Raw genomic sequence first — 20,524 nt, forward strand, 5'->3', positions numbered from 1 at the left:
CACCTTCCGCGGCTATTCCGAGCTGTCCCCGCCGAAGTCGGGCATCTTCATGGTCGGCATCGACGGCATCTTCGGTGCCTCCTGCGTCGGAATCTGCCGAGTGGGGGCCTGCGGCGCCGGGATCTCCCGAGTCGGCGCCTCGTAAGTCGGCGCCTCATAGGTAGGCGCCTCGTAGGTCGGCGCCTCCTGGGTCGGGGCCTCCCGGGTGGGGGCCTCGTAGGTCGGTTCCTGTTGAGTCGGCGCCGGCCGTTCCGTCGGCATCTCCCGGGTCGGCTCCTGGGTGACGGCCGGCTGCTGGGTCGGGCTGTCCGCCGAGGTCTCGGCCGGCCGCTCGGCGGTCGTCTGCCGTGTCGGCGCCTCGGTTGTGCGTGCCGGGGTCTCCGATGCCGGGCCCTCCGACGCCGGAGTCTGCGACTCCGGGACCTCCGAGGCGGGCGTGGTCTGCCCCGGCGACGGCTGTTCGCGGCTCTCACCCGGCTCGGTCGGCGGTGTCTCCGACGCGGGGGTCTGCTCCCCCGGGCTGGTCAGCGCCGGGCTCTCGGTGGCCGGCGACGTCTCCGGCGCGATCTCCGGCGCCACGGTCGCCAGGTCGGGGAAGACCGGCGGCGACTCCTTCTCCTGCACCAGTTCTGGGCCGCTGCCGACCACGGTCGGGTTGAGCGCATTCACGTCGGTGATCGGTGTGCTCAGCGGGTTGAGCCCGGCGTCGGCGGCGGTCTCGGGCAGGTCGCTGATCTCGGTCACCCCGGCCGGCAGCAGCTCGGATTTCTGCGCCGGGGTGATGGTTTGCGAAAACAGTTGCGCCGGAATGCTGTTGGTCAGCCGCACCGGGTTGAACGGCGCCGCCAACGCCGCGGCGGTGTCCGCCGCGAACAGCGCCCCCTGCAGGGGGCTGACCGCCACCACCGCGCCGAGTTGCGCCAGCGTCGGCCCGAGGCTGGAGGCGACGATGTTGACGGCGTTCGCGCCCGCGATCACCGTGGCGGGCGCCATGTTGCTCATGTAATAGAGCACTTCGAGCGGGGTGTACAGGCCGAAGTTGGGGATCAGCCGCGACACCAGGATCGGCGCGATCGGGTCGATCCCGCCGGTCACGTTGGGCACCGGCGGTGCGATCGGGGGCAGCGGCGCGGCGGCGTTGCGCACCCCGAACGTGCCGTCGGGGTAGACGTCGATCAGGGAGTTCGCCGCGGTCGCCGGGCGCGCCAACGACACCGGTTCGAAGGTGCGCACGCTGGGCCGCACCCCCTTGGCCGGGACGTGTTCGATCACCGTCCAGTTATCCCCGTCCCGCTGCACGCCCTGGCCCGGCGAGTTGGGGAAGTAGTTGCCCGGCACCGCGGGCTCCTGGGCTCGCACGTCCTGCCGGCTCGCGGTCGGACTCACCCCGACCGCCACGCCGACGGCGAGCGCGGCGAACCCGACCACCACGGCCGCGGCGAAGGTGCTGCCGACCAGCAGCGCGCGCGGCCGGGCCCGCCGCTGGGGCGGGCCGACGTATTCGGTGGCCGCCCAGTCCTCGTCGTCGGCCTCGTCGAGTTGGGTCGGCGCCCAGGCCTCGTCGTCATCGACCTCCGAGTAGGCCAGCTGCGGCCCCTGCGGGCTGAGCTGGGTCATCGACGGGTCCGCCGACGCCGCACCGACGGCCGGGGCCGCCGCGGTGGGCGTCATCCCGGTCATCGCCGCCCCGGCGGCCAACGCCAGTGCGGTGTTCTCACCCTGCGCGGTGGCCAGCGCCGCGGTCTGCGAACCGGCCGGGCCCTCGGCGGCGGCCGCCGCGGCCGATTCCGACACCGCGATCACGTTCGCCAAGCCGGTCGCGGCCAGCGCGTCGACGACTTGGGCCGCCAGCGCGCCGTCACCGGAGATGCGGGTGGACACCAGCCGGTGGCCGGTGTCGGTCAGCATCCGGTCGGTGGCCACCAGCGTGGCTACCAAATCCTCGACACCGGTGCCGGCCAGGTCCACCTGTGACCGGTCGATCACCGGATGCGGCGGCGCCGCATCCAGCAGCGCGATCTGCGCGACACCGTCGTCGATGACGGCTCCCAGCGCGACATCCATCTCGCTCACCCTCCGCTCGGTGGCCGCCGTCCGTCGCAACCCCCCTGGTCACGCGACGAGATATGCCACTGTATGCATGTCGCCGGAGCGGCGGGCGGCGTTACAGATTATTCGGTGGCGGCTTCGCGGCAGGTCAGAAGTCGTCCCAGTCGCTGTCGGTGGTCTCCTCGGTCTTGCCCATCACATAGGAACTGCCCGACCCGGAGAAGAAGTCGTGGGTTTCGTTGGCGCCGGGATCGAGGCTGGCGATGATCTCCGCCGGCGGGTTGCACTCCTCGGCCGCGAAGGCGGGCGTGAAACCCAGGTTCTGCAGCGCCCGGTTGGCGTTGAGCCGCATCCAGGCCAACACGTTGGGGGTCCAGCCCAGGTCGTCGTAGAGCTCGCGGGCGTAGCCGACCTCGTTCTCGTACAGCTCGTCGAGCAGCCGGTAGGCGTACTGCTCGAGGTCCCGCTGACGCTCGGGGTCCTGCTCACGGAAGCCGTACTGGAACTTCTGGCCGATGTACCAGCCGTGCAGTACCTCGTCGCGCAGGATCAGTCGGATGATGTCGGCGGTGTTGGTCAGCCGGCCCCGCGCCGAGTAGTGGAACGGCAGGTAGAAACCGCTGTAGAACAGGAACGACTCGAGGAAGACGCTGATGACCTTCTTCTTCAGGGCGTCGTCGCCGCGGTAGTACTGCCGGATGATCCGCGCCTTGTTCTGCAGCCAGCGGTTGCGCTCGGACCACTCGAACGCCGCGTCGTTCGCGGTGGTGCTGGCCAGGGTGGAGAAGATGCTCGAGTACGACCGGGCGTGCACCGCCTCCATGCCGGAGAAGAAGCACAGCACGGCCTCTTCGTGCATGGTGCGGGCGTCCTCGATCATCTCGATGCAGCCGACGGTGCCCTGCGCGGTGTCCAGCAGGGTCAGGCCGGTGAACACCCGCATGACGGTGAGTTGCTCGCGGTCGCTGAGCGCGGCCCAGGACTGCAGGTCGTTGGAGAGCGGGATCTTCTCCGGTAGCCAGAAGTTGGAGGTCTGCCGGTTCCAGGCGTCGAGGTCGATCTGTTCCTCGATGCGGTTCCAGTTGACCGCGCGGGCCGCATCCAGGGGCTTGGCGGACTCGCGGTCGGGGTGGGACGTCGCCGCTGCCCCGTTGTCGGAAGTGACCTCGGAAAGTCCCTGCGCCGCCAAGAAATCCTCCTCAAAAATTCGGGTGACCAAAATCCAGCATAGGCCGTGGGGGCGACAGTTCCCGGACGGCTGAGAACCTCCGCGGGTCTGTCCGGCGGTGCCGACGTCGGTGACTTCGCCCGCGCTGCGCGAATCGTGGGCACGCGGGTGTGTGGGCACGGACCCCGCGGGTATCCGGACCGCTGAGGCACTACGCCCGCGGCGAAGGCAACGACTCGGCGGACTCCGAGGACTACGAGGACTCCGAGGACTCCGACCAAGGCAGGAGAACGACATGGACAACATCGGCCACAACGTGCGCAGCAAGGCGGAGCAGTTGAAGGGACGCGCGAAGGAGGTCGCCGGCTCGGCGATGGGCGACGACGAACTGATGATCGAGGGACACCAGGAGCGGGCCGCCGCGCTGGCGAAGCGCGGCCGCACTGCCAAGACCGAGCAATTAGACCAGTTCCGGGAAGAGAACACCGGTAAGCCGCTGACGAGCGACACCGGCACCCTGATCTCCGATGACCAGCACTCCTTGCGGGCGGGACGACGCGGCCCGACCCTGCTTCAGGACACCCATTTCTACCGGAAACAGTCGCGGTTCAACCGGGAGCGCATTCCGGAGAAAGTGGTCCACGCGCGCGGCTTCGGCGTGCACGGCGAGTTCGAGCTGACGAAATCCCTCGAGCACGTGACGCGGGCACATTTCCTGCGGTCACCGGGGACGAAGACACCGACGTTCGTCCGGTTCTCCAACTTCATCGGAAGCAAGGGCTCCAAAGACACCGCTGTCGATGTGCGCGGGTTCGCGACCAAGTTCTACACCGAGGAAGGCAACTACGACAATCTGGCGCTTTCCTTCGCCGTCTTCATCCTCCAAGACGCGATGAAGTTCGTCGACTTCGTGCATTCCATCAAACCGGACCCGGCCAGCGACACCCCGCAGGCAACCGGCGGGCACGACGGTTTCTGGGACTACGTCACCAGCAATCCGGAATCCGCACACATGATCATGTGGCTGATGTCGATGCGGGGACGCCCGAGAAGCTGGCGCATGATGGAGGCCTGGCCGATCAACACCTTCCGCCTGACCAACGAGCAGGGCAAGTCGACATTCGCCCGGTTCGTCTGGAAGCCGCTCCTCGGGGTTCACGGGCTGTTGTTGGAAGAGGCGAACATCCTCGGCGGCGTCGACCCGGACTTCCATCGTCACGACCTGGTCGAGGCGCTGGAAAACGGCGCATACCCGGAATACGAGCTCGGCGTGCAATTGATCGCCGAGGAAGACGAATTCAAGTACGACTTCGACATCCTCGATGACACGAAGCTCTGGCCCGAAGACGTCGTCCCGGTCGAAATCGTCGGCAAGATGACGCTGAACCGGTTGATGGACAACTTCTTCGCCGAAGAAGAGCAGGCCGTCTTCGACCCCTCGAACCTGGTCCCGGGCATACAGATGACCAACGATCCGTCGCTGCAGGGCCGGTCCTTCGCCTACCGGGATACCGAGTATCACCGCCTGGGGGCGAACATGAACGAGATCCCGATCAACCGGCCGATCGTGGAAACGAACCACAACCACCGCGACGGATACGACCGGTACCGCATCGACGCCGACGAGGTGGACTACCGGGCGAATTCGCTCGCCGACAACACCCCGTCGGTGACGCCGGCGGAGCAAGGCGGCTACGCGAACTACCCCGGGCCGGTCGAGGGCCACATCACCCGCGAGTTGCCCAGTGAGCGGTTCAACGATCACTTCTCCCAGGCGCGACTGTTCTGGAACAGCATGGCGGATTTCGAGAAAGCCGATCTCCTCAAAACCTTCAGCTTTCACCTGCAAAAGGTGAAGAGCAAAGCTGTTCGCCAGCAGACGGTCGAGATGTTCGGCAACGTTGATCAAGAGATGGCGGCCATGCTCGCGCGCAATATCGGCGTCAACCCGCCGAGCGGGGACCACGTGCCGGTCACCGAAAGCTCGCCGGTGCTCAGCACGGCCAACACCGCCTACAGTCCCGCCACCCTGAAGGTCGGCGTGCTGATCGCCGAGGACTTCGACGACAAGGAGGTGGGGCCGGTGCTCACCGCGCTGAAGGCCGGTAAAGCGGTCGTGCAGATCGTGAGTGACCGGCTCGGTGCGGTGACCGGGGCGAGCGGCATGAGCCTGGAGGTCGACGAGACATTCTTCACATCGCATCCCACGCTGTTCGATGCCTACTACGTTGTCGGCGGACGCAGCGATCAGCAGCCGCTGTTCGACGACAACGTGCGCGAATTCGTCAGGCAGGGCTACAAGTTCTACAAGCCGATCGGCCTCGCCAAGGCCGGTCAGGCCTACCTCGGCCTCGCCGACGGCAGTAACCCGACCGGCGTGGTGACGGCTGCCGAATCCGATTTCAGCGAACGTTTCATGGCCGCCGTGACCCAGCAGCGGTTCTGGGATCGAGTCTGAATCCGGCCGTTGCGGAGCTGGTGGACGGCCTGACCTGTTTCGGGTTTGCTGCCTGATTGCGGATCCGGTGGCCGGTCATGGCCTGGCTCCGACACGAGTCAATCGCGAACTAACTCAGTATGCGCAGGACCAGGAACACCGCGGTCGCGAGAAAGGCGGCGGCGAAGATCGCGATCGCGACGAATGCGACGACTGTTGCGACCGTCGGCCGGGGCCGGGGCACTGGCTCCGGCTCGGACGCCCCGGAGGTCTGCGCCGACTCCGGCGGGGTCGAGCCGGGAGCCACGCCGCCCCCCGCCTCGAGCCCCGGCGTCCGTTCCGGTTCTGGATCTGGAGGCGACGCGGTCATGTCGACACCGCGCCGCGGTCGCGTTTTGCCGAAAACACAGTGCCCGGATACCCCGAGGCGTCGTCCTTACACGCCGAAACGGACGGTGCTCTGCCGGTCGACCCGAGAGCGGTCACGGTTTGACCTGCGGTTTTCTCGGTGGAGCTAAGGGGACTCGAACCCCTGACCCCCACACTGCCAGTGTGGTGCGCTACCAGCTGCGCCATAGCCCCGTGCAGTCGTGCCCATCGAAGTTACACCACCGCCATTCCTACCTTCAAAACGGCTGGTCACGGCAGCTCCTCGGAGCCCCGGGACCGCAGGATGCGCACCACCCGGGGCCGGACGGCCCCCGGCCGGGTCTCCGGCGCCAGCAGCCAGCCCAGCGACGCGAGCACCAGGATCGCCCCGGCCACGGTGAAGCTCCATTCGAAGGTGAGCCGCTCAGCGATCTGGCCGATCGCCACCGACCCGGTGATCACGCCCAGATCGGCCATCATCTGGAAGGTCGCGACCGCGGTTCCCGAGCGGGTCTCACTGCCCAGGATGTCGGCGACCGCGGCCTGCTGCGGCGCGCTGAACATCCCCGACGCGGCGCCGCTGAGGTAGGCGGCCAGCAAAAACAGCGGCAGCGAGTGCGTCGTGCCCAGCAAGATGGTGGCGACCCCGGCGGCGGCCAGCCCGACGATCAGCGGCAGTCGCCGTCCGACCAGGTCCGACAGGTGTCCGCTGGGGATGACCGCGGAGATGTTGCCGATCGCGATCGTCGCCAGCGTCACCCCGGCCATGCCGGGGCCGCGGGCGAGCACCTCGGTGACGAACAGCGGCACCAGCGCGATGCGCACCCCCAGCACCGACCAGCCGGTGGCGAAGTTGGACAGCAGCGCCGCCCGATACGCCGGCAGGCGCAGCGCTTCGCGCACCGTGACGGCCGGTTCGCTCGACTCCGTGGCGGGTGCGGCCAGCCGCGAGTGCCGCAGGTTGATGAAGACCACCAGCGCGGCGGTGAGCACGGCGGCGCCGTAGATGACGAACGGGGCGCTGAGCCCCAGCCCGGCGGTGAGGCTGCCGATCACCGGCCCGCCGATCGACCCGAGCAGGAACGCGGTGGAGAACAGCCCGGCGATGCGGCCGCGGGCGCCGGGTGGGCTGATCCGGATCATCAGCCCCAGCGAGGAGATGAAGAACATCGTCGAGCCGACCCCGCCGATGGACCGGAACAGCAGCAGCTGCCAGTAGGACTGCGCCACCGCGCACGCGGCGGTCGACACCGCCACGATCAGCAGCCCGCCGACGTAGACGCGCCGCTCTCCCAGGCGCTGCACCATCAGCCCGCTGACCGGCGCGAACAGCAGCCGCATCAGCGCGAACGCGGTGATGACGAAGGTGGTCGCGCCGATGCTGACCCCGAAGTGGCGGGCGTAGGCCGGCAGCACCGGCGACACCACCCCGTAGCCCAGCGCGATGATGACATTGGCGACCACCAGCACCCAGATCTCGCTGGGCAGCGGCTGCGAGCGCCGCTCCCCGCGCGGCCGTCGAGCGGTGGAGGTCACCCGATGACCCTATTCACCACCTCTTGAGCCGCTTCCTGCACCTGCGTCACATGCTCGGGGCCGAGGAAGGATTCCGCGTAGATCTTGTAGACGTCCTCGGTGCCCGACGGCCGGGCGGCGAACCAGGCGCTGGCGGTGGCGACCTTCAACCCGCCCAGCGGTGCCCCGTTGCCGGGCGCGGTGGTCAGCTTCGCGGTGATGGGCTCTCCGGCCAGCGTGTCGGCGCTGACCTGCTCGGCGGAGAGCGCGGCCAGCCGCGCCTTCTGCTCCCGGTCGGCCGGGGCGTTGATCCGGGCGTAGACCGGCGCCCCGTAGCGTTCGGTGAGCTCGGTGTAGCGCTGGGCGGGGCTGGCGCCGGTGACCGCGAGGATCTCGGCGGCCAGCAGCGCGCAGATGATGCCGTCCTTGTCGGTGGTCCACACCGCGCCGTCGCGCCGCAGAAACGACGCCCCGGCGGACTCCTCGCCGCCGAAGCCCACCGTCGCCTCGCGCAGACCGTCGACAAACCATTTGAACCCCACCGGCACCTCGCGCAGCGGCCGGTCGATGCCCGCGGCGACCCGGTCGATGATCGAGGAGCTGACGACGGTTTTGCCGACCCCGGCGCTGCCCGGCCACTCCGGGCGGTGGGTGAACAGGTAGTCGACCATCACCGCCAGATAGTGGTTGGGGTTGAGCAGCCCGGCGTCGGGGGTGACGATGCCGTGCCGGTCGGCGTCGGCGTCGTTGCCGGTGGCGATCTGGTAGCTGTCGCGGTGCGCGATCAGGGCGGCCATCGCGTCGGGGGAACTGCAGTCCATCCGGATCTGGCCGTCGGTGTCGAGGGTCATGAACCGCCAGGTGGCGTCCACCAGCGGGTTGACCACGGTGAGGTTGAGCCGGTGCCGCTCGGCGATCGCCGCCCAGTACTCGACGCTGGCCCCGCCGAGCGGGTCGGCGCCGATCACCACCTCCGCGGCGCGGATCGCGTCGAGGTCGACGACGGCGGGCAGGTCGTCGACGTAATGCTGCAGGAAGTCGTGCCGGCCGGCGCGCTGTCGCGCCGCGGCCAGCGGCACCCGGCGCACCGCATCGGTGCCGCCGCGCAGAATCTGGTTGGCACGCTTGGCGATCGCGTCGGTGACATCGGTGTCGGCGGGCCCGCCGTGCGGCGGGTTGTATTTGAAGCCGCCGTCGCGGGGCGGGTTGTGCGACGGGGTGACGACGACGCCGTCGGCCAGATCGGTGCTGCGACCGCCGTTGTGGCTGAGGATCGCGTGACTGATCGCCGGCGTCGGGGTGTAGCCGTCGCGGGAGTCGATCACGACCGTGACGTCGTTGGCGCCCAACACTTCCAGCGCCGTCGTCCAGGCCGGTTCGGACAAGGCGTGGGTGTCGCGGCCGAGAAACAGCGGGCCGGTGATGCCCGCAGCGGCGCGGTACTCCACGATCGCCTGGGTGATGGCCACGATGTGCGCCTCGTTGAACGCGGCGTCGAGGGCGGAGCCGCGATGCCCGGACGTGCCGAACGACACCTGCTGGTCGGGGTCGTCGGCGTCGGGCCGGATCGTGTAGTACGCCGTGACCAGGTGCGGCAGGTCGACGAGGTCTTCGGGTTGAGCCGGTTGCCCGGCGCGCGGGTGGGCCATGGTTTCATTCTGCGATACCGTGCCTGCGCAACCCAGCGATCGGAAGGCATCCGTGGTGGGCCATGACAGCCGTGAACTGGCCGCCGTCTTCGCCGGCGGCGCGCTGGGCGCCGGTGCCCGCGCCGCGCTGGAGGTCTGGGTCGCTCCCGATCCGGGGTCTTGGCCGTGGCCGACGTTCGCGGTCAACATCCTCGGCGCGTTCCTGCTGGGCTACTTCACCACCCGGCTCTTGGAACGGCTGCCGGTGTCGGCCTACCGGCGCCCACTGCTGGGCACCGGGCTCTGCGGCGGGTTGACCACGTTCTCCACGATGCAGGTCGAGACGCTGGCGATGCTGCAGCACCAGCGTTGGGCGTTGGCCGCCGGCTACACCGCGGCCAGCCTGGCCGCGGGGCTGGTGGCGGTGCAGGTGGCCACCGCGTTGGTGCGCCGGGTGCGGGTCCGCCGATGATGCTGTGGGTGGGGGTGCTGGCGGCCGGCGGCATCGGGGCGGTGCTGCGGTTCCTGGTCGACCGGGCGGTGGCCCGTCGGGCGGCGCGCGCCTTTCCGTTCGGCACGCTGGTGGTCAACCTCAGCGGCGCGATGCTGCTGGGGCTGCTCAGCGGCCTGACGCTCAGCCCGCAGGTGGGATTGCTGGTCGGCACCGCGCTGGTGGGCTCCTACACCACGTTCTCGACGTGGATGCTGGAGACCCAGCGACTCGCCGAGGAGCGCCAGTTCGCGCCGGCGGCCCTCAACATCGGTGTCTCAGTGGTGCTCGGGTTGGCCGCCGCGGTGCTGGGGGAACACCTCGCGGGTTGGCTGTGAGTCGCCCGCAGCGGGAAGGGTCCGGGAGCGCGGCGGGTTGGCCCACAACAGAGACGGCGGAGGGAGCGAGATGACGACCGAAAGCGGCCAGATGCCGGCGGCGGTGACCCGGTTGTGGGATCGGCGGGCGGTGTTCCTGCCGTTCGCGTTGGCCGGGCTGACCGCGGTGCTGGCCGGCGGGATCGTCGCCGCGGTCATCGCGGCGCCGGCGCCCACCCGGCACGGCACCTGGGCGGCCGCCTACCTGGTGCTGGTGCTCGGCCTGAGCCAGCTGGCGCTGGGGGCCGGTCAGGCGCTGCTGGCCGCCGCCGCCCCGTCGGCGCGGTACACGGCGGTGACCGCGACGCTGTTCAACGTCGCCAACCTCGGGGTGATCGCCGGGGTGCTCAGCGACCGGGCCGCGGTGCTCGATGCCGGGTCCGCGCTGCTGTTCGTGGCGTTGGGGTTCTTTCTCTACGGCGTGCGGCGCAGCGACGGGCCACGCTGGCCGCTGTTCGCCTACCGCGGCGTGCTCATCGTGCTCGCGGTCAGCATCCCGATCGGGCTGCTGGTCACCACCGTGGCGCGGTGAGCGTCAGCGGTCCAGCAACTCGGCCAACACCGCGGCCTGGCTACCCGCCAGATCACGGGTGGCGGTCACCAGCGTCGCCGCACCGGATCCGATGAGCCTGCGCAGTTCGGCGACGGCGGCTTGGCCGTCGGCGGTGCTCAGTTCCCGGTGGTAGCGGGTGACGAACTCGTCGAATCGCTCCGGGCGGTGGCCATACCAGTGCCGCAGTTCGTTTGACGGTGCCGCGTCTTTGAACCAGTGCCCGACTCGCGGGTCGTCTTTGCGGAATCCGCGCGGCCACACCCGGTCGACGAGAATCCGCACGCCGTCGTCGTCGCTCGGATCGTCGTAGACCCGCGCCACCCGAATCCGGTTCGCGGCGCCCATGGTTTTCAGATTACTCGCGCACGCCGTGTCCTCAGGCGTATGCCGACCCCGGGTGGTAGCGCTTGACCCGACGCAGCGTGTTCTGGTCGGTGTGGTTCATCTGCTTACCGTCCATGGCGGCCAGTTTGAGCACCAGAGTCGAGGTGTAGCTGAAGGTTTCGTCGTCCTCGATGGTGAAGGTGCTGTCGAACGCGATGAGTTCGGCGCGCTCGGAGAGATACTCGTTCTGCAAGATGCCGTAGTTGGGGTCACCGGGGGTGGCGGTGAACTGCAGGGTCTTGTCCCGAGGCTCGGCTTGGCCGCCGGCGAGGATGGCGATGCCGCGGCCGAACACCACGTTGCGGATGACCACGCCGGTTTTCTTCTCCCACAACAGATATCCGACCTCATCGTGGAAGGGGTCCATGGCTTCCTCGCCGTGACGCCAGGCGGTCATCTCATACTTGAGACCCTCGATGACCTGCTGCCCGTTCTCCTGGATCGGGATGGGCTTGAACCACGCCCGCTCGAAATAGCTGGTCTGCGCGGTGCCGCCGTCCTTGTTGTGGAAGGAGAAGTCGACGCCGACATCACCCTCCCACTCGCCGACCAGCGGGGTCAGCGGCCCGAGTTTCTGCGGGCCCTGGATTTCGGTCATGGCTGCATTCCTCCCGACGGTGGATGGGGTTCCATGCCGCCCGTGACCGGCAAACCACGCTGACCTGAGCGGGACCGCCCTCGCCAAGCCGCGCCAACCGCGAGTGACACGAACCGAGATGGTAGTCGGCGGCGCGCGGCGCCGCGGGCGTTCCCGCAGACCCGGGTGGCCGTTCGTCAGCTGGCTGATCTGGCCGAGTCGGCGCTGCCGGGCCGTCCACTCGACCGGCAACGCCATCTCGGCCACCTCAGCTGAACAGAACGGGCAAAAGAGAACGTCGTCGTGTCGCGCCGTCGTCTCGACTCTCCTACGCTCGCTGTGTCACCAAGCGTCGGGCAGTAACCCCGCAGGTGCGCGTCAGAATCGTGACTGTGATAGCAGCCCGTCTCACGTGTGCCGGAGGCGGCACTGGCGTGTGCCCACGAAGCACGCGAACGGGTCGTACGGCGCGACGGTGACCTTCTTCAACAGCGGGATATCAGAGTCCCGGTCCCAGCTGAGCCACCGCGCGATGCACAGCCCAGTGACCGACGCGGCCCCCGCGGCCTTGAGCGCGGCGGCCGCGGACTGCACCGACGTGCCGGTCGTCCAGGTGTCGTCGACCAGGAGAACCCTCTTCCCCTCGACACTGGGCCTCCACATGTCGGATACCGCGAACCGGCCAGCGTTGGCGATGCGCGAAACGTCCACCGGACCGGGTTCGAGGACCACGCGCTTGATCTTGTGCGGGCCTTCGGTGGCGGGGTCGTCCTCAGCGAGCCGCGCCACGTTGCGTGCGATGGCGGCGACGGGGTGCAGCCCTTCACGCGGTGTCCGCGACGGCACGAACGCGGCGGCGTCCCACCCGCCGTCAGCGACACGCATGCAGTCATCGTGGATCCAGGTCACGACGAACATCAGCTCGTGCAGGTGTTCCACACAGAGCGCGGTGGGAGGGATCTCCTTATAGAGGCGCATCGTCTGCGCGCTCTGCGACCAGCCGCCGGGGTTGCGTCCGTCGGCGTACGCGACGAAGAACGTGTGATCGCACGTCGCCCCGCCGAGTGTCTCCGCGGTGGACTGGCACCGGGGGCACGCGTCGGAGTCCTGCGCGGGCCCGCGGCAGACACGGCAGATGCCGGGACTCACCGCAGCGATGTTGTGGAAGTAAGAGACCTTGCCCATCGCGACGGAAATCTCGTGGCGCAGTGCCGCGTCCGCCTCCCAGTCGGTCACCAGGCGGTGCCCACCGGCACCGGAGCCAGGTGGGATCGCACTGTCTGATCCGCAGCCGCGATCTGTTCCAACTGTGCAACCGCTTCGCCAGCGGTGCTCACCACGAACACATCAGGGCGTTCGGCGAGGGTCCGCCCCCACGACGTGCCCTCAGCTACGCCGCGATGCAACACGAGCCGCCGGCCGTGGGCTACGGCTTCCAAAGCTTGGTGCTTGGTTCCGGACTGCTCGGTCGCTTCGGCGATCACGGTCACCTGGACGTAGGCGCTCATCGTCCGATTGCGTGCGGGGAACGCCCACTTAGCCCCGGGGAATCCAGGAAGGAACTGAGTAAGCACCAGCCCGCGTTCCGCGACGGTCGCCTGCAGCTTCGCGTTGAGCGCCGGATACGCGCGGTCGATGCCGGTCCCGATGACGCCGACGACCCGACCGCCCAGCTCGACAGCGGTGCTCATCGCTGCGGTATCGATACCTTCAGCGAGGCCGGAAACCACGGTGACGTCGTGTTCAACAAGGCCCTCGGCCGCACCCACCGCGAAGTCGAGCCCGCTGGCCGAAGCCTTCCGGGAGCCGACGATCGCCACGGAGTAGTCATCGTCGGCCATCGTTCCCGCTGCCATCATGAGCGCGGGTGGCCGCCGCGCAGCGCGGACCCGGTCCGGGTACTCAGGATCGAGGACGGTGAGTGTTTTCCAGCCGCGGACATCCCACTGCTCGATGTCCCGGGCGGCGGCGTCACGGTCCGGTTCGGTTCCTGGCACGGCCAGCAGCGTCGCGCCGACGTGTTCGTCCCACACCTGATCAGCGGAGCCGCTGTCGAGCAGGGCTTCACCGAGGCTGGCCATCGTTATCGTCTTCGGCATGTCTCGCAGCAGCGCCACGACGGTGGCAGCAGCTGAGTAAGCCACGAGTCCTGCACCTCCGTTCCTCTGATCTGCGCGTCTACTGCGAAGGCTAGTCCGCTGTGCGCGAGCCGCTACCTGGACACTCCGCCGACAAACCCGCAGCCTAGAGCTGGGGACCGACACGCTGGCGCTGGCCAGGTGCCGCCGTTGTGGGAAAGGGCGCTGCACGTCCTCCGCGTACCTCCCGCCTCATGGACAAGAACGTAAAGAACCAGAGCTCTGCGCGACCCGACCCCAAGACTGTGTTCCCGGAGGTGGGCCAGGCTGCGCGAACACTGATGTACTGGCTGGCCTCAGCCCTTGCCTCCGACTTCGACGAGGCGCGCCGGCTGGCTGCACAGACCTGCACCTGATGACCACGAACGTCGTGACCAGCAAAGCGAGCGACCATCGCCACGCTACGAGCTGAACAGCTCCGCGGACCACGCGGCGATCGTCGGTTCCAGCCGCTCGGGGACGTAGGAACCTTCCGGCCTGGCACCTCCGGGTGCCCTGGACGCCGTCTCGTACAGGCACACCGCGCACTCGGTCATGTTCAGCGCCACGCCCATCGCGTCGGCCAGCAGCGACCAGACGGTGCCGTCGCGGCTGTAGTCCGTCATCCACCGGTAGCCGTGGATGAAGCTGGAGCCGTAGGAGTAGAGGGACCGCGCGGACCGCTCCCTCCAGCCGACGTCGATCTCTTCCGTGTCGGGCATGTGTGCGTCGGCCCATTGCGCGGACTCTCGGACCATCGTGGTGAACGACGGCGGATTGTCGAAGCTGTACGCGTCCTTGGCCGCGGACAACATGAGGTTGAACTTGCGCCGGTGCTCGGCGTTCATGGTTCGGCGCTCCTGCGTGAACCGCTCACGTCGGCCGGCCTCGTTCTCGGCATCGATCACGAGGAATCGGCGCTGCTGCTCCATCTGCTCCATCTCCTCAGCCAGGCACCGTGCGAGGCGTATGTCGGGATCCGGATCCCTGAGCAGCCAGACCGTTAGCGCGGCGGACTCCAGCGCTACGCGGCACAGGTTAATGACCTCCAAGATGTGCGGCTGCTGATGCGTGAGGCGACGGGCCACCAGAATCCCGACAGTGTTCAGGTTCCCGACAGCGGCAATGACGGGGAAAAGCGCGTGCCCGGTGACGGCTGCGAGTCCCGGCAACGTGATCGGGTACGCGGCTGCGAAGGCGGCATCATCGGCGGCGAGAGCGCTCCCCTCGTCGGCGGTGTGCGGGTGCAGCCCCCATTCGTACAGGTCACCGCACCGCTGGCCCCGCTCGTCGATGTAGCTGAGGACACCGTTGTGCCTGATGTTCATCAGCGCCTCAAGCAGCGACTGCTCTGGCGGCGGGATGTTCGGAGTGGTCATGGGGTAACGGTAGGCGGCCGCTACGACATACTCGGCTGCAGAATACTCACCAGCCAGTCACCCAGACACAGGTGCGTCTTCTTGCGCGCCCACTCCGGTTTACCTTCGACCAGCATGTGCGCCGAAGGGCCAAGCCAACGGGAGACCCCTGCACACGTGAGTTGCGGCCTCCGGCGAATCACTCCCCCCGCGTCCCCGCCGATCTCGCGTAACGAGTTCGATTGCGGACCGCTCGGTGCCGGAATCGGGTTGCGTCCACCAGAGTGGTGTACGAGTCGGGACCTGATCTTGGTGACCGGCGTGTCGTAGCCAAATGATTGAAGGTCATCGCGTGATTCTTCGAGAGACCCGTCAAAGTCACTCGAGCAAAGGAATCAACGCGATGACCGACGCCCACGATATCGACCTGCCGGCTGTGCTGGCTGAGCGACTCACCAGCGCCCACCCGGACGTGCTGCGCGAATTGTTGGCCACATTCATCCACACCCTGATGGGGGCAGAGGCCGATGCGTTGTGCGGGGCCGGCTATGGCCAGCGCACCGCTGAGCGCATCAACCAACGTAACGGCTACCGGCATCGCCGGTTCGATACCCGGGCGGGCAGCTTGGATCTGGCGATCCCGAAACTGCGGCAGGGCTCGTATTTTCCGGACTGGCTACTGGAGCGACGCAAACGCGCCGAACGAGCGCTGACCACGGTGGTAGCCACCTGCTACTTGCTGGGAGTGTCCACCCGGCGCATGGACCGGCTCGTCGACACCCTCGGTATCGCTGGCCTGTCGAAATCACAGGTCTCGGTGATGGCCAAAGAACTCGACACCACGGTCGAGGCCTTCCGGACCCGTCCGCTCGATGGCGGGCCGTATACGTTCATGGCCGCTGATGCCCTGGTCCTCAAAGTGCGCGAAGCGGGCCGGGTGGTCAATGTGCACGCCATGATCGCGGTGGGGGTCAATGCCGAGGGCTACCGCGAAATCCTCGGTGTTGACGTGACCACCGCCGAAGACGGCGCCGGCTGGTTGACCTTCCTGCGATCATTGACCGCCCGCGGCCTATCTGGGGTGCGGCTGGTCACCTCCGATGCCCACGCAGGGTTAGTCGCCGCGATCGGCGCCACCTTGCCCGGCGCATCCTGGCAACGATGCCGAACCCACTACGCCACCAACCTGATGGCCCTCACCCCCAAAACGTCGTGGCCGTGGGTCAAGACACTGCTGCACTCGGTCTACGACCAACCTGACGCCGACTCCGTTGGCGCCCAGTACGACCGCATCATCGACGCCCTGGCCGACAAGCTGCCCAAAGTCGCCGACCACCTCGACACCGCGCGTCCTGACCTGCTGGCCTTCACCAGCTTTCCCAAGCAGATCTGGCGCCAGATCTGGTCCAACAACCCCCAAGAACGGCTCAACAAGGAAATCCGCCGGCGCACCGACGTAGTGGGCATCTTCCCCGATCGCGACGCCCTGATCCGCCTCGTCGGCGCCGTCCTCGCCGAACAACACGACGAATGGGTCGAATCCCGCCGCTACCTCGGCCTCGACGTCCTCAGCAAATCCCGCACCGACCAACACCCCACAACCCAACAGGAGGACACCCCGGCAGAACTCACCGCCTAAACCACCACACCGAAGAATCACACGACGACGCCGTACACCACATCAGTGGACTTGACCCGGAATCGAGGTGCCAGCGTCTGCAAAAACGACGACCACGGGTGCGACGCCACGCCGTCGGGAGCGCGGAGCACTTCGTGCGCATGTGCGCCTCTCTGCACCACGGCTATCCGCATGAAGAAACCTCCTTGCCGACTGTGCACCCACTGGTACTCCACGGGTTTGACACTTTTTCTCGTCGGCAAAGAGGTTCTCGATACGAAGCTGTCTGTACTTCGAAAGTGGAGCTGCCGGGAATTGAACCCGGGTCCTCCGGCCTGCCCTCAAGGCTTCTCCGTGCGCAGTCCGCTGTGTCTCTACTCGGATCTCCCGGTCACGCGGACCAGCCGGGATGACGATCCCAGTCGCTGTGTGGTGTCCCGTTACGTCCCGCGACCGAACGTAACGGTTGATCCCTCTAGCTGATGCCAGGGTCCGGGCCGAGGGCGTTCCCGGTCTGACAGACTAGCTGTCGCTTAGGCAGCGAGAGCGTAGTCGCGCTGATGTGAATCGGCGCTTAATTGGTTGCAACGACGCTTAACGGTGGTCTCTTGCCTGCACCGGCACGCTTCCCTTGATTCGAAGCACGAAGTCGAAACCGTTCAGCCCCCTGTCTTGGTTGTTCTCCCCGCCGAGCCGGCGGGGCGTTTTCCATGATACGTGGGCTGCAACGACAATTCAGCCGGGAATCATCCCCGTGCCCGCGACGTCACCCCACCGTGATCATGCTCACCGCGATCACGGCGAGCACCATCCCGGCCACCTGCCAGCGGTGCACCCGCTCGCGCAGCACCACGATCGCCAGCACCACCGTCGCCGCCGGGTACAGCGAGATGAGCACGCTGGCCAGCGACAGCAGCGCCAGGTGCAGCGCCAGCAGCATGGTGATGTTGGCTCCGGTGTCCAGCGCGCCGGCCAGAAACGCCAGCCGCAGCGGGGTACCGGACGGCACCCGCAGGTTGTGGGTGACGGCGGCCACCAGCACCACCATCACCGCGGCCGCCGCGCGGGCGAACACCAGCGGCCACAGCCGCGACTCCCCCGGCGTCTGGTCGATGAACACGAAGTTCAGCCCCAGCGCCAACCCGGAGCCCACCGTCAGCCACGCCACCTTGACGGTGAAGCGGTGCGGCCGGACGTCCTCGTCGGTGGCCTCCCGGCTGATCAACACCACCGCCAGCAGGGCCAGCACGATCCCGATTGTGGCCACCGTGTCGGGCCGCTCCCCGATCACCACACCGACCCCGACCGGCACCGCCGCGTCGATCACCGCAGACAGCGGAGAGACCACCGCGATCGGGCCGGCCCCCAGCGCGGCGTAGAACCACCAGATGCCCAGCGCCTGGGTGATCCCGCCCAGCGCGCCCCAGACAGCGGCCTCGACGGTGATCGGTCCGCCGGCGCCCAGCGCCGCCAGCCCCAAGAACACCATCGCGACCGGGGTGGAGATCAGCACCACCCGCAGCGCCGCGACCTGCCGTGCGGCGATACCGCCGACGAAGTCGCTGATGCCGAAACTGGCCGCCGAAGCCAGCGCCAGCGCCGGGGCGGCGGTGACCACCGTCAGTCCATTCCCTTGGCGCGGCGGCCCAGCGCGCGGGTGATCTCCCGCTGGGCGTCGCGGCGGGCCAGGTCCTGGCGCTTGTCGCGGGCCAGCTTCCCGCGGGCCAACGCCAACTCCACCTTCACCTTGCCGCCGGTCAGATACACCGACAGCGGCACCAGGGTCAGGTTGCCGTCCTTGATCTTGCCGACCAGCATGTCGATCTGCCTGCGGTGCAACAGCAGTTTGCGATTGCGCCGGGGCTCGTGGTTGGTCCAGCTGCCGTGGTGGTACTCCGGGATGTGCATGTTGCGCAGCCACACCTCGCCGTCGTCGATAGTGGCGAATGCGTCGACCAGTGACGCGTGCCCGGCGCGCAGGCTCTTCACCTCGGTGCCCAGCAACGCGATCCCAGCCTCGAAGACCTCCAGGATCGAGTAGTCGTGCCGCGCCTTGCGGTTGGTGGCGATCACGCGATTGCCACCGTCGGCGTCGGAGCCCTTCGGGCGACCGGATTTCTTGGCCACGTCAGCGCCGAACGTACAACCGCAACGTCACGTACGCTGTCGCCCCGGCCATCGCCACCCCCACCAACCACAGTAGTGGGGCGATGTAGAGGACGTCGGCGTAGTCGATCTTGGCGATCAGGTTGGCCTGATAGAACTGGCTGAGCGCCCGGTCGAGGAAGACCGCGCGCACCACGATCAACCCGAGAACCGAGATCGCCACCCCGATCGTGGCGGCCAGCATCGCTTCGACCAGGAACGGTAGCTGGGTATACCAGCGGCTGGCCCCGACCAGGCGCATGATGCCGATTTCCGTGCGCCGAGTGTAGGCGGCCACCTGCACCATGTTGGCGATCAGCAAGATCGCGCCGATGGCCTGCACCAGCGCCACCGCGAACGCGGCCCCGCTGATCCCGTCGAGGACGGCGAAGAGCCGGTCGATGAGGTCCTTTTGGTTCTTGACCTCCCGCACGCCGGGTTGGCCGCGCATCGCGTCGTCGAACGCGACGTGCTCCTCCGGGTTCTCCAGCTTGACGATGAACGACGCCGGGAACGCGTCCTCGCTGGCCACCTCCTTGAACTGGGGCAGCTTGGCGATGGCGTCCTCGTAGGCATCCTTCCGGTTGAGGAAGCGCACCGACTTGACGTCGTCGCGGTCCTCGATGCGTTCGCGTAACGCCTTGCACGCGTCGCTGTCGCAGGTCATGTCGCCCGCGGAGATGTCGTCGGTGAGAAAGACCTGCGACTCCACCCGGTCGAGGTAGATGGCTTTGGAGTGGTCGGCCAGCCGGATGATCAGCAGCCCGCCGCCGAACAGCCCGATCGAGATCGCGGTCGTCAGGATCATCGCCACGGTCATGGTGACGTTGCGACGAAGCCCGATGAGGACCTCGTTGAACAGGAATCCGAAGCGCACTATCGATCCATTCCGTAGATGCCGTGCTGCTCGTCGCGCACCAGCCGGCCCAGCGACAGCTGGACCACCCGTCGGCGCATCGAGTCGACGATGTGGTGGTCGTGGGTGGCCATCACGACGGTGGTGCCGGTGCGGTTGATCCGGCCGAGCAGGTCCATGATGTCGCGGCTGGTCTCCGGGTCGAGGTTGCCGGTCGGCTCGTCGGCCAGCAGCACCAGCGGGCGGTTGACGAAGGCGCGCGCGATCGCGACCCGCTGCTGCTCACCGCCGGAGAGTTCGTCGGGCAGCCGGTTGGCTTTGCCCGCCAAGCCCACCATCTCCAGCACGTCGGGCACCACCCGGTTGATGGTGTCGGTGCGTTTGCCGATCACTTCCAGCGCGAACGCGACGTTGTCGAAGACCGACTTCTGCTGCAGTAGCCGGAAGTCCTGGAAGACACAACCGATCACCTGCCGCAGCGCGGGGATGTGCCGGCCGGAGAGCTTGTTGACGTGGAATTTCGAGACCCGGATATCGCCGCTGGTGGGGCGTTCGGCGGCCAGCAGCAGCCGCATGAACGTCGATTTGCCCGAACCCGACGGCCCGATCAGGAAAACGAACTCGCCCTTGTCGATCTTGACGCTGACGTCGTCCAACGCCGGGCGGCCCGACGATTTGTACTGCTTGCTGACATGGTCAAGCGTGATCATCACGGCACGCAGTGTAACCGCGGATAACTCCGCCGCCGGTCACGCTAGCCCGGCGGGGCCGTCGGCGTCGGCGACGGCGGAGTCGGGGGCGGCGGAGACGGCGGGGACGGTGAATCCGGCTCGGGCGGGATCAGCGGCGGCAGCGTCCCGAACGGGGAGGGCAACGGCAGGGG

Annotated in this window: 20 protein-coding genes, 1 tRNA gene and 1 other RNA gene; 6 read left to right on the forward strand and 16 right to left on the reverse strand. The window is 67.9% G+C overall.

Annotation, left to right across the window (positions count from 1 at the left end):
* Positions 1-12 precede the first annotated feature (12 nt).
* Together A5643_RS07070 and nrdF are read right to left on the reverse strand one after the other, a co-directional pair.
* Complete coding sequence (locus A5643_RS07070) at positions 13-2,073, reverse strand: hypothetical protein (RefSeq protein ID WP_066853374.1); 2,061 nt, start codon at positions 2,071-2,073, stop codon at positions 13-15.
* Positions 2,074-2,197: 124 nt separating this feature from the next.
* Positions 2,198-3,154: a class 1b ribonucleoside-diphosphate reductase subunit beta gene (gene nrdF, locus A5643_RS07075; RefSeq protein WP_066853426.1), complete on the reverse strand. Its 957-nt coding sequence runs from the start codon at positions 3,152-3,154 to the stop codon at positions 2,198-2,200.
* 358 nt (positions 3,155-3,512) lie between these two features.
* Here nrdF and A5643_RS07080 point away from each other — a divergent pair, with 358 nt between their 5' ends.
* Entirely contained in the window at positions 3,513-5,675 is a 2,163-nt protein-coding gene (locus A5643_RS07080; protein WP_197497670.1) for a catalase, read from the forward strand.
* 109 nt (positions 5,676-5,784) lie between these two features.
* Here A5643_RS07080 and A5643_RS18650 read toward each other — a convergent pair whose 3' ends face one another.
* The 4 genes from A5643_RS18650 to pgm all read right to left on the reverse strand — a co-directional run bounded on the left by A5643_RS18650 (position 5,785) and on the right by pgm (position 9,187).
* The gene (locus tag A5643_RS18650) at positions 5,785-6,024 is read right to left on the reverse strand and encodes a DUF6480 family protein (protein WP_066853376.1); all 240 of its coding nucleotides are present in this window, start codon (positions 6,022-6,024) and stop codon (positions 5,785-5,787) included.
* Positions 6,025-6,163: 139 nt separating this feature from the next.
* A tRNA-Ala gene (locus tag A5643_RS07090) sits at positions 6,164-6,236 on the reverse strand.
* Between the two features lie 57 nt (positions 6,237-6,293).
* Positions 6,294-7,559 carry an MFS transporter gene (locus A5643_RS07095; RefSeq protein WP_066853378.1) on the reverse strand — a complete coding sequence of 422 codons (1,266 nt, stop codon included), beginning with the start codon at positions 7,557-7,559 and terminating at the stop codon, positions 6,294-6,296.
* Positions 7,556-9,187 (reverse strand): phosphoglucomutase (alpha-D-glucose-1,6-bisphosphate-dependent), encoded by a 1,632-nt coding sequence (gene pgm, locus A5643_RS07100; protein WP_066853380.1) that lies wholly within the window; start codon positions 9,185-9,187, stop codon positions 7,556-7,558. Before pgm ends, A5643_RS07095 begins: the two co-directional genes overlap by 4 nt.
* Positions 9,188-9,239: 52 nt before the next feature.
* Here pgm and crcB (A5643_RS07105) point away from each other — a divergent pair, with 52 nt between their 5' ends.
* The 3 genes from crcB (A5643_RS07105) to A5643_RS07115 all read left to right on the forward strand — a co-directional run bounded on the left by crcB (A5643_RS07105) (position 9,240) and on the right by A5643_RS07115 (position 10,565).
* Entirely contained in the window at positions 9,240-9,638 is a 399-nt protein-coding gene (gene crcB / locus A5643_RS07105; RefSeq protein WP_066853383.1) for a fluoride efflux transporter CrcB, read from the forward strand.
* Entirely contained in the window at positions 9,635-9,994 is a 360-nt protein-coding gene (crcB, locus tag A5643_RS07110) for a fluoride efflux transporter CrcB (protein WP_066853385.1), read from the forward strand. Before crcB (A5643_RS07105) ends, crcB (A5643_RS07110) begins: the two co-directional genes overlap by 4 nt.
* Before the next feature lie 70 nt (positions 9,995-10,064).
* Positions 10,065-10,565 (forward strand): hypothetical protein, encoded by a 501-nt coding sequence (locus tag A5643_RS07115; protein WP_082948783.1) that lies wholly within the window; start codon positions 10,065-10,067, stop codon positions 10,563-10,565.
* A gap of 3 nt (positions 10,566-10,568) precedes the next feature.
* On the opposite strand, the gene A5643_RS07120 is transcribed toward A5643_RS07115, so the two are convergent.
* The 4 genes from A5643_RS07120 to A5643_RS07135 all read right to left on the reverse strand — a co-directional run bounded on the left by A5643_RS07120 (position 10,569) and on the right by A5643_RS07135 (position 13,691).
* Positions 10,569-10,931 (reverse strand): DUF488 domain-containing protein, encoded by a 363-nt coding sequence (locus tag A5643_RS07120; protein ID WP_066853387.1) that lies wholly within the window; start codon positions 10,929-10,931, stop codon positions 10,569-10,571.
* 31 nt (positions 10,932-10,962) lie between these two features.
* On the reverse strand, positions 10,963-11,568 hold the full coding sequence (locus A5643_RS07125; protein WP_066853389.1) for a heme-binding beta-barrel domain-containing protein: 606 nt from the start codon (positions 11,566-11,568) through the stop codon (positions 10,963-10,965).
* 387 nt (positions 11,569-11,955) lie between these two features.
* On the reverse strand, positions 11,956-12,783 hold the full coding sequence (locus A5643_RS07130) for a phosphoribosyltransferase family protein (protein WP_066853391.1): 828 nt from the start codon (positions 12,781-12,783) through the stop codon (positions 11,956-11,958).
* Positions 12,780-13,691 (reverse strand): DNA-processing protein DprA, encoded by a 912-nt coding sequence (locus A5643_RS07135; RefSeq protein ID WP_066853393.1) that lies wholly within the window; start codon positions 13,689-13,691, stop codon positions 12,780-12,782. The genes A5643_RS07130 and A5643_RS07135 overlap by 4 nt, the downstream gene beginning before the upstream one ends.
* Positions 13,692-13,879: 188 nt before the next feature.
* On the opposite strand from A5643_RS07135, the gene A5643_RS18070 reads away from it, so the two are divergent.
* On the forward strand, positions 13,880-14,041 hold the full coding sequence (locus tag A5643_RS18070) for a hypothetical protein (protein WP_156628601.1): 162 nt from the start codon (positions 13,880-13,882) through the stop codon (positions 14,039-14,041).
* 45 nt (positions 14,042-14,086) lie between these two features.
* On the opposite strand, the gene A5643_RS07140 is transcribed toward A5643_RS18070, so the two are convergent.
* The gene (locus A5643_RS07140; RefSeq protein ID WP_066853395.1) at positions 14,087-15,043 is read right to left on the reverse strand and encodes a hypothetical protein; all 957 of its coding nucleotides are present in this window, start codon (positions 15,041-15,043) and stop codon (positions 14,087-14,089) included.
* Between the two features lie 382 nt (positions 15,044-15,425).
* Here A5643_RS07140 and A5643_RS07145 point away from each other — a divergent pair, with 382 nt between their 5' ends.
* A complete protein-coding gene (locus A5643_RS07145) occupies positions 15,426-16,661 on the forward strand; it encodes an IS256 family transposase (RefSeq protein ID WP_066853396.1) in 1,236 nt (411 codons plus the stop codon).
* 276 nt (positions 16,662-16,937) lie between these two features.
* On the opposite strand, the gene ssrA is transcribed toward A5643_RS07145, so the two are convergent.
* From ssrA to ftsE, 5 genes are all read right to left on the reverse strand, one after another.
* Positions 16,938-17,307, reverse strand: a transfer-messenger RNA (tmRNA) gene (gene ssrA / locus A5643_RS07155).
* A gap of 99 nt (positions 17,308-17,406) precedes the next feature.
* A complete protein-coding gene (locus tag A5643_RS07160; protein ID WP_231995483.1) occupies positions 17,407-18,258 on the reverse strand; it encodes an EamA family transporter in 852 nt (283 codons plus the stop codon).
* Between the two features lie 2 nt (positions 18,259-18,260).
* Positions 18,261-18,767 carry an SsrA-binding protein SmpB gene (smpB, locus tag A5643_RS07165; RefSeq protein ID WP_066853401.1) on the reverse strand — a complete coding sequence of 169 codons (507 nt, stop codon included), beginning with the start codon at positions 18,765-18,767 and terminating at the stop codon, positions 18,261-18,263.
* Between the two features lies 1 nt (position 18,768).
* A complete protein-coding gene (ftsX, locus tag A5643_RS07170) occupies positions 18,769-19,662 on the reverse strand; it encodes a permease-like cell division protein FtsX (protein WP_066853403.1) in 894 nt (297 codons plus the stop codon).
* Positions 19,662-20,351: a cell division ATP-binding protein FtsE gene (gene ftsE, locus A5643_RS07175; RefSeq protein WP_066853434.1), complete on the reverse strand. Its 690-nt coding sequence runs from the start codon at positions 20,349-20,351 to the stop codon at positions 19,662-19,664. Before ftsE ends, ftsX begins: the two co-directional genes overlap by 1 nt.
* Positions 20,352-20,524 lie beyond the last annotated feature (173 nt).

Origin of the sequence: Mycobacterium sp. 1274756.6 (genome assembly GCF_001668625.1) — a bacterium.
In the GTDB taxonomy this organism is placed as follows: Bacteria; Actinomycetota; Actinomycetes; order Mycobacteriales; family Mycobacteriaceae; genus Mycobacterium.

Coding starts and splice junctions, on each gene's coding strand:
- A5643_RS07115 (WP_082948783.1), top strand. CDS start 10,065: ATGACGACCGAAAGCGGCCAGATGCCGGCGGCGGTGACCCGGTTGTGG.
- A5643_RS07145 (WP_066853396.1), top strand. CDS start 15,426: ATGACCGACGCCCACGATATCGACCTGCCGGCTGTGCTGGCTGAGCGA.
- A5643_RS18650 (WP_066853376.1), bottom strand. CDS start 6,024: ATGACCGCGTCGCCTCCAGATCCAGAACCGGAACGGACGCCGGGGCTC.
- A5643_RS07080 (WP_197497670.1), top strand. CDS start 3,513: ATGGACAACATCGGCCACAACGTGCGCAGCAAGGCGGAGCAGTTGAAG.
- ftsE (WP_066853434.1), bottom strand. CDS start 20,351: ATGATCACGCTTGACCATGTCAGCAAGCAGTACAAATCGTCGGGCCGC.
- A5643_RS07140 (WP_066853395.1), bottom strand. CDS start 15,043: ATGACCACTCCGAACATCCCGCCGCCAGAGCAGTCGCTGCTTGAGGCG.
- pgm (WP_066853380.1), bottom strand. CDS start 9,187: ATGGCCCACCCGCGCGCCGGGCAACCGGCTCAACCCGAAGACCTCGTC.
- crcB (WP_066853385.1), top strand. CDS start 9,635: ATGATGCTGTGGGTGGGGGTGCTGGCGGCCGGCGGCATCGGGGCGGTG.
- A5643_RS07125 (WP_066853389.1), bottom strand. CDS start 11,568: ATGACCGAAATCCAGGGCCCGCAGAAACTCGGGCCGCTGACCCCGCTG.
- A5643_RS07120 (WP_066853387.1), bottom strand. CDS start 10,931: ATGGGCGCCGCGAACCGGATTCGGGTGGCGCGGGTCTACGACGATCCG.
- A5643_RS18070 (WP_156628601.1), top strand. CDS start 13,880: ATGGACAAGAACGTAAAGAACCAGAGCTCTGCGCGACCCGACCCCAAG.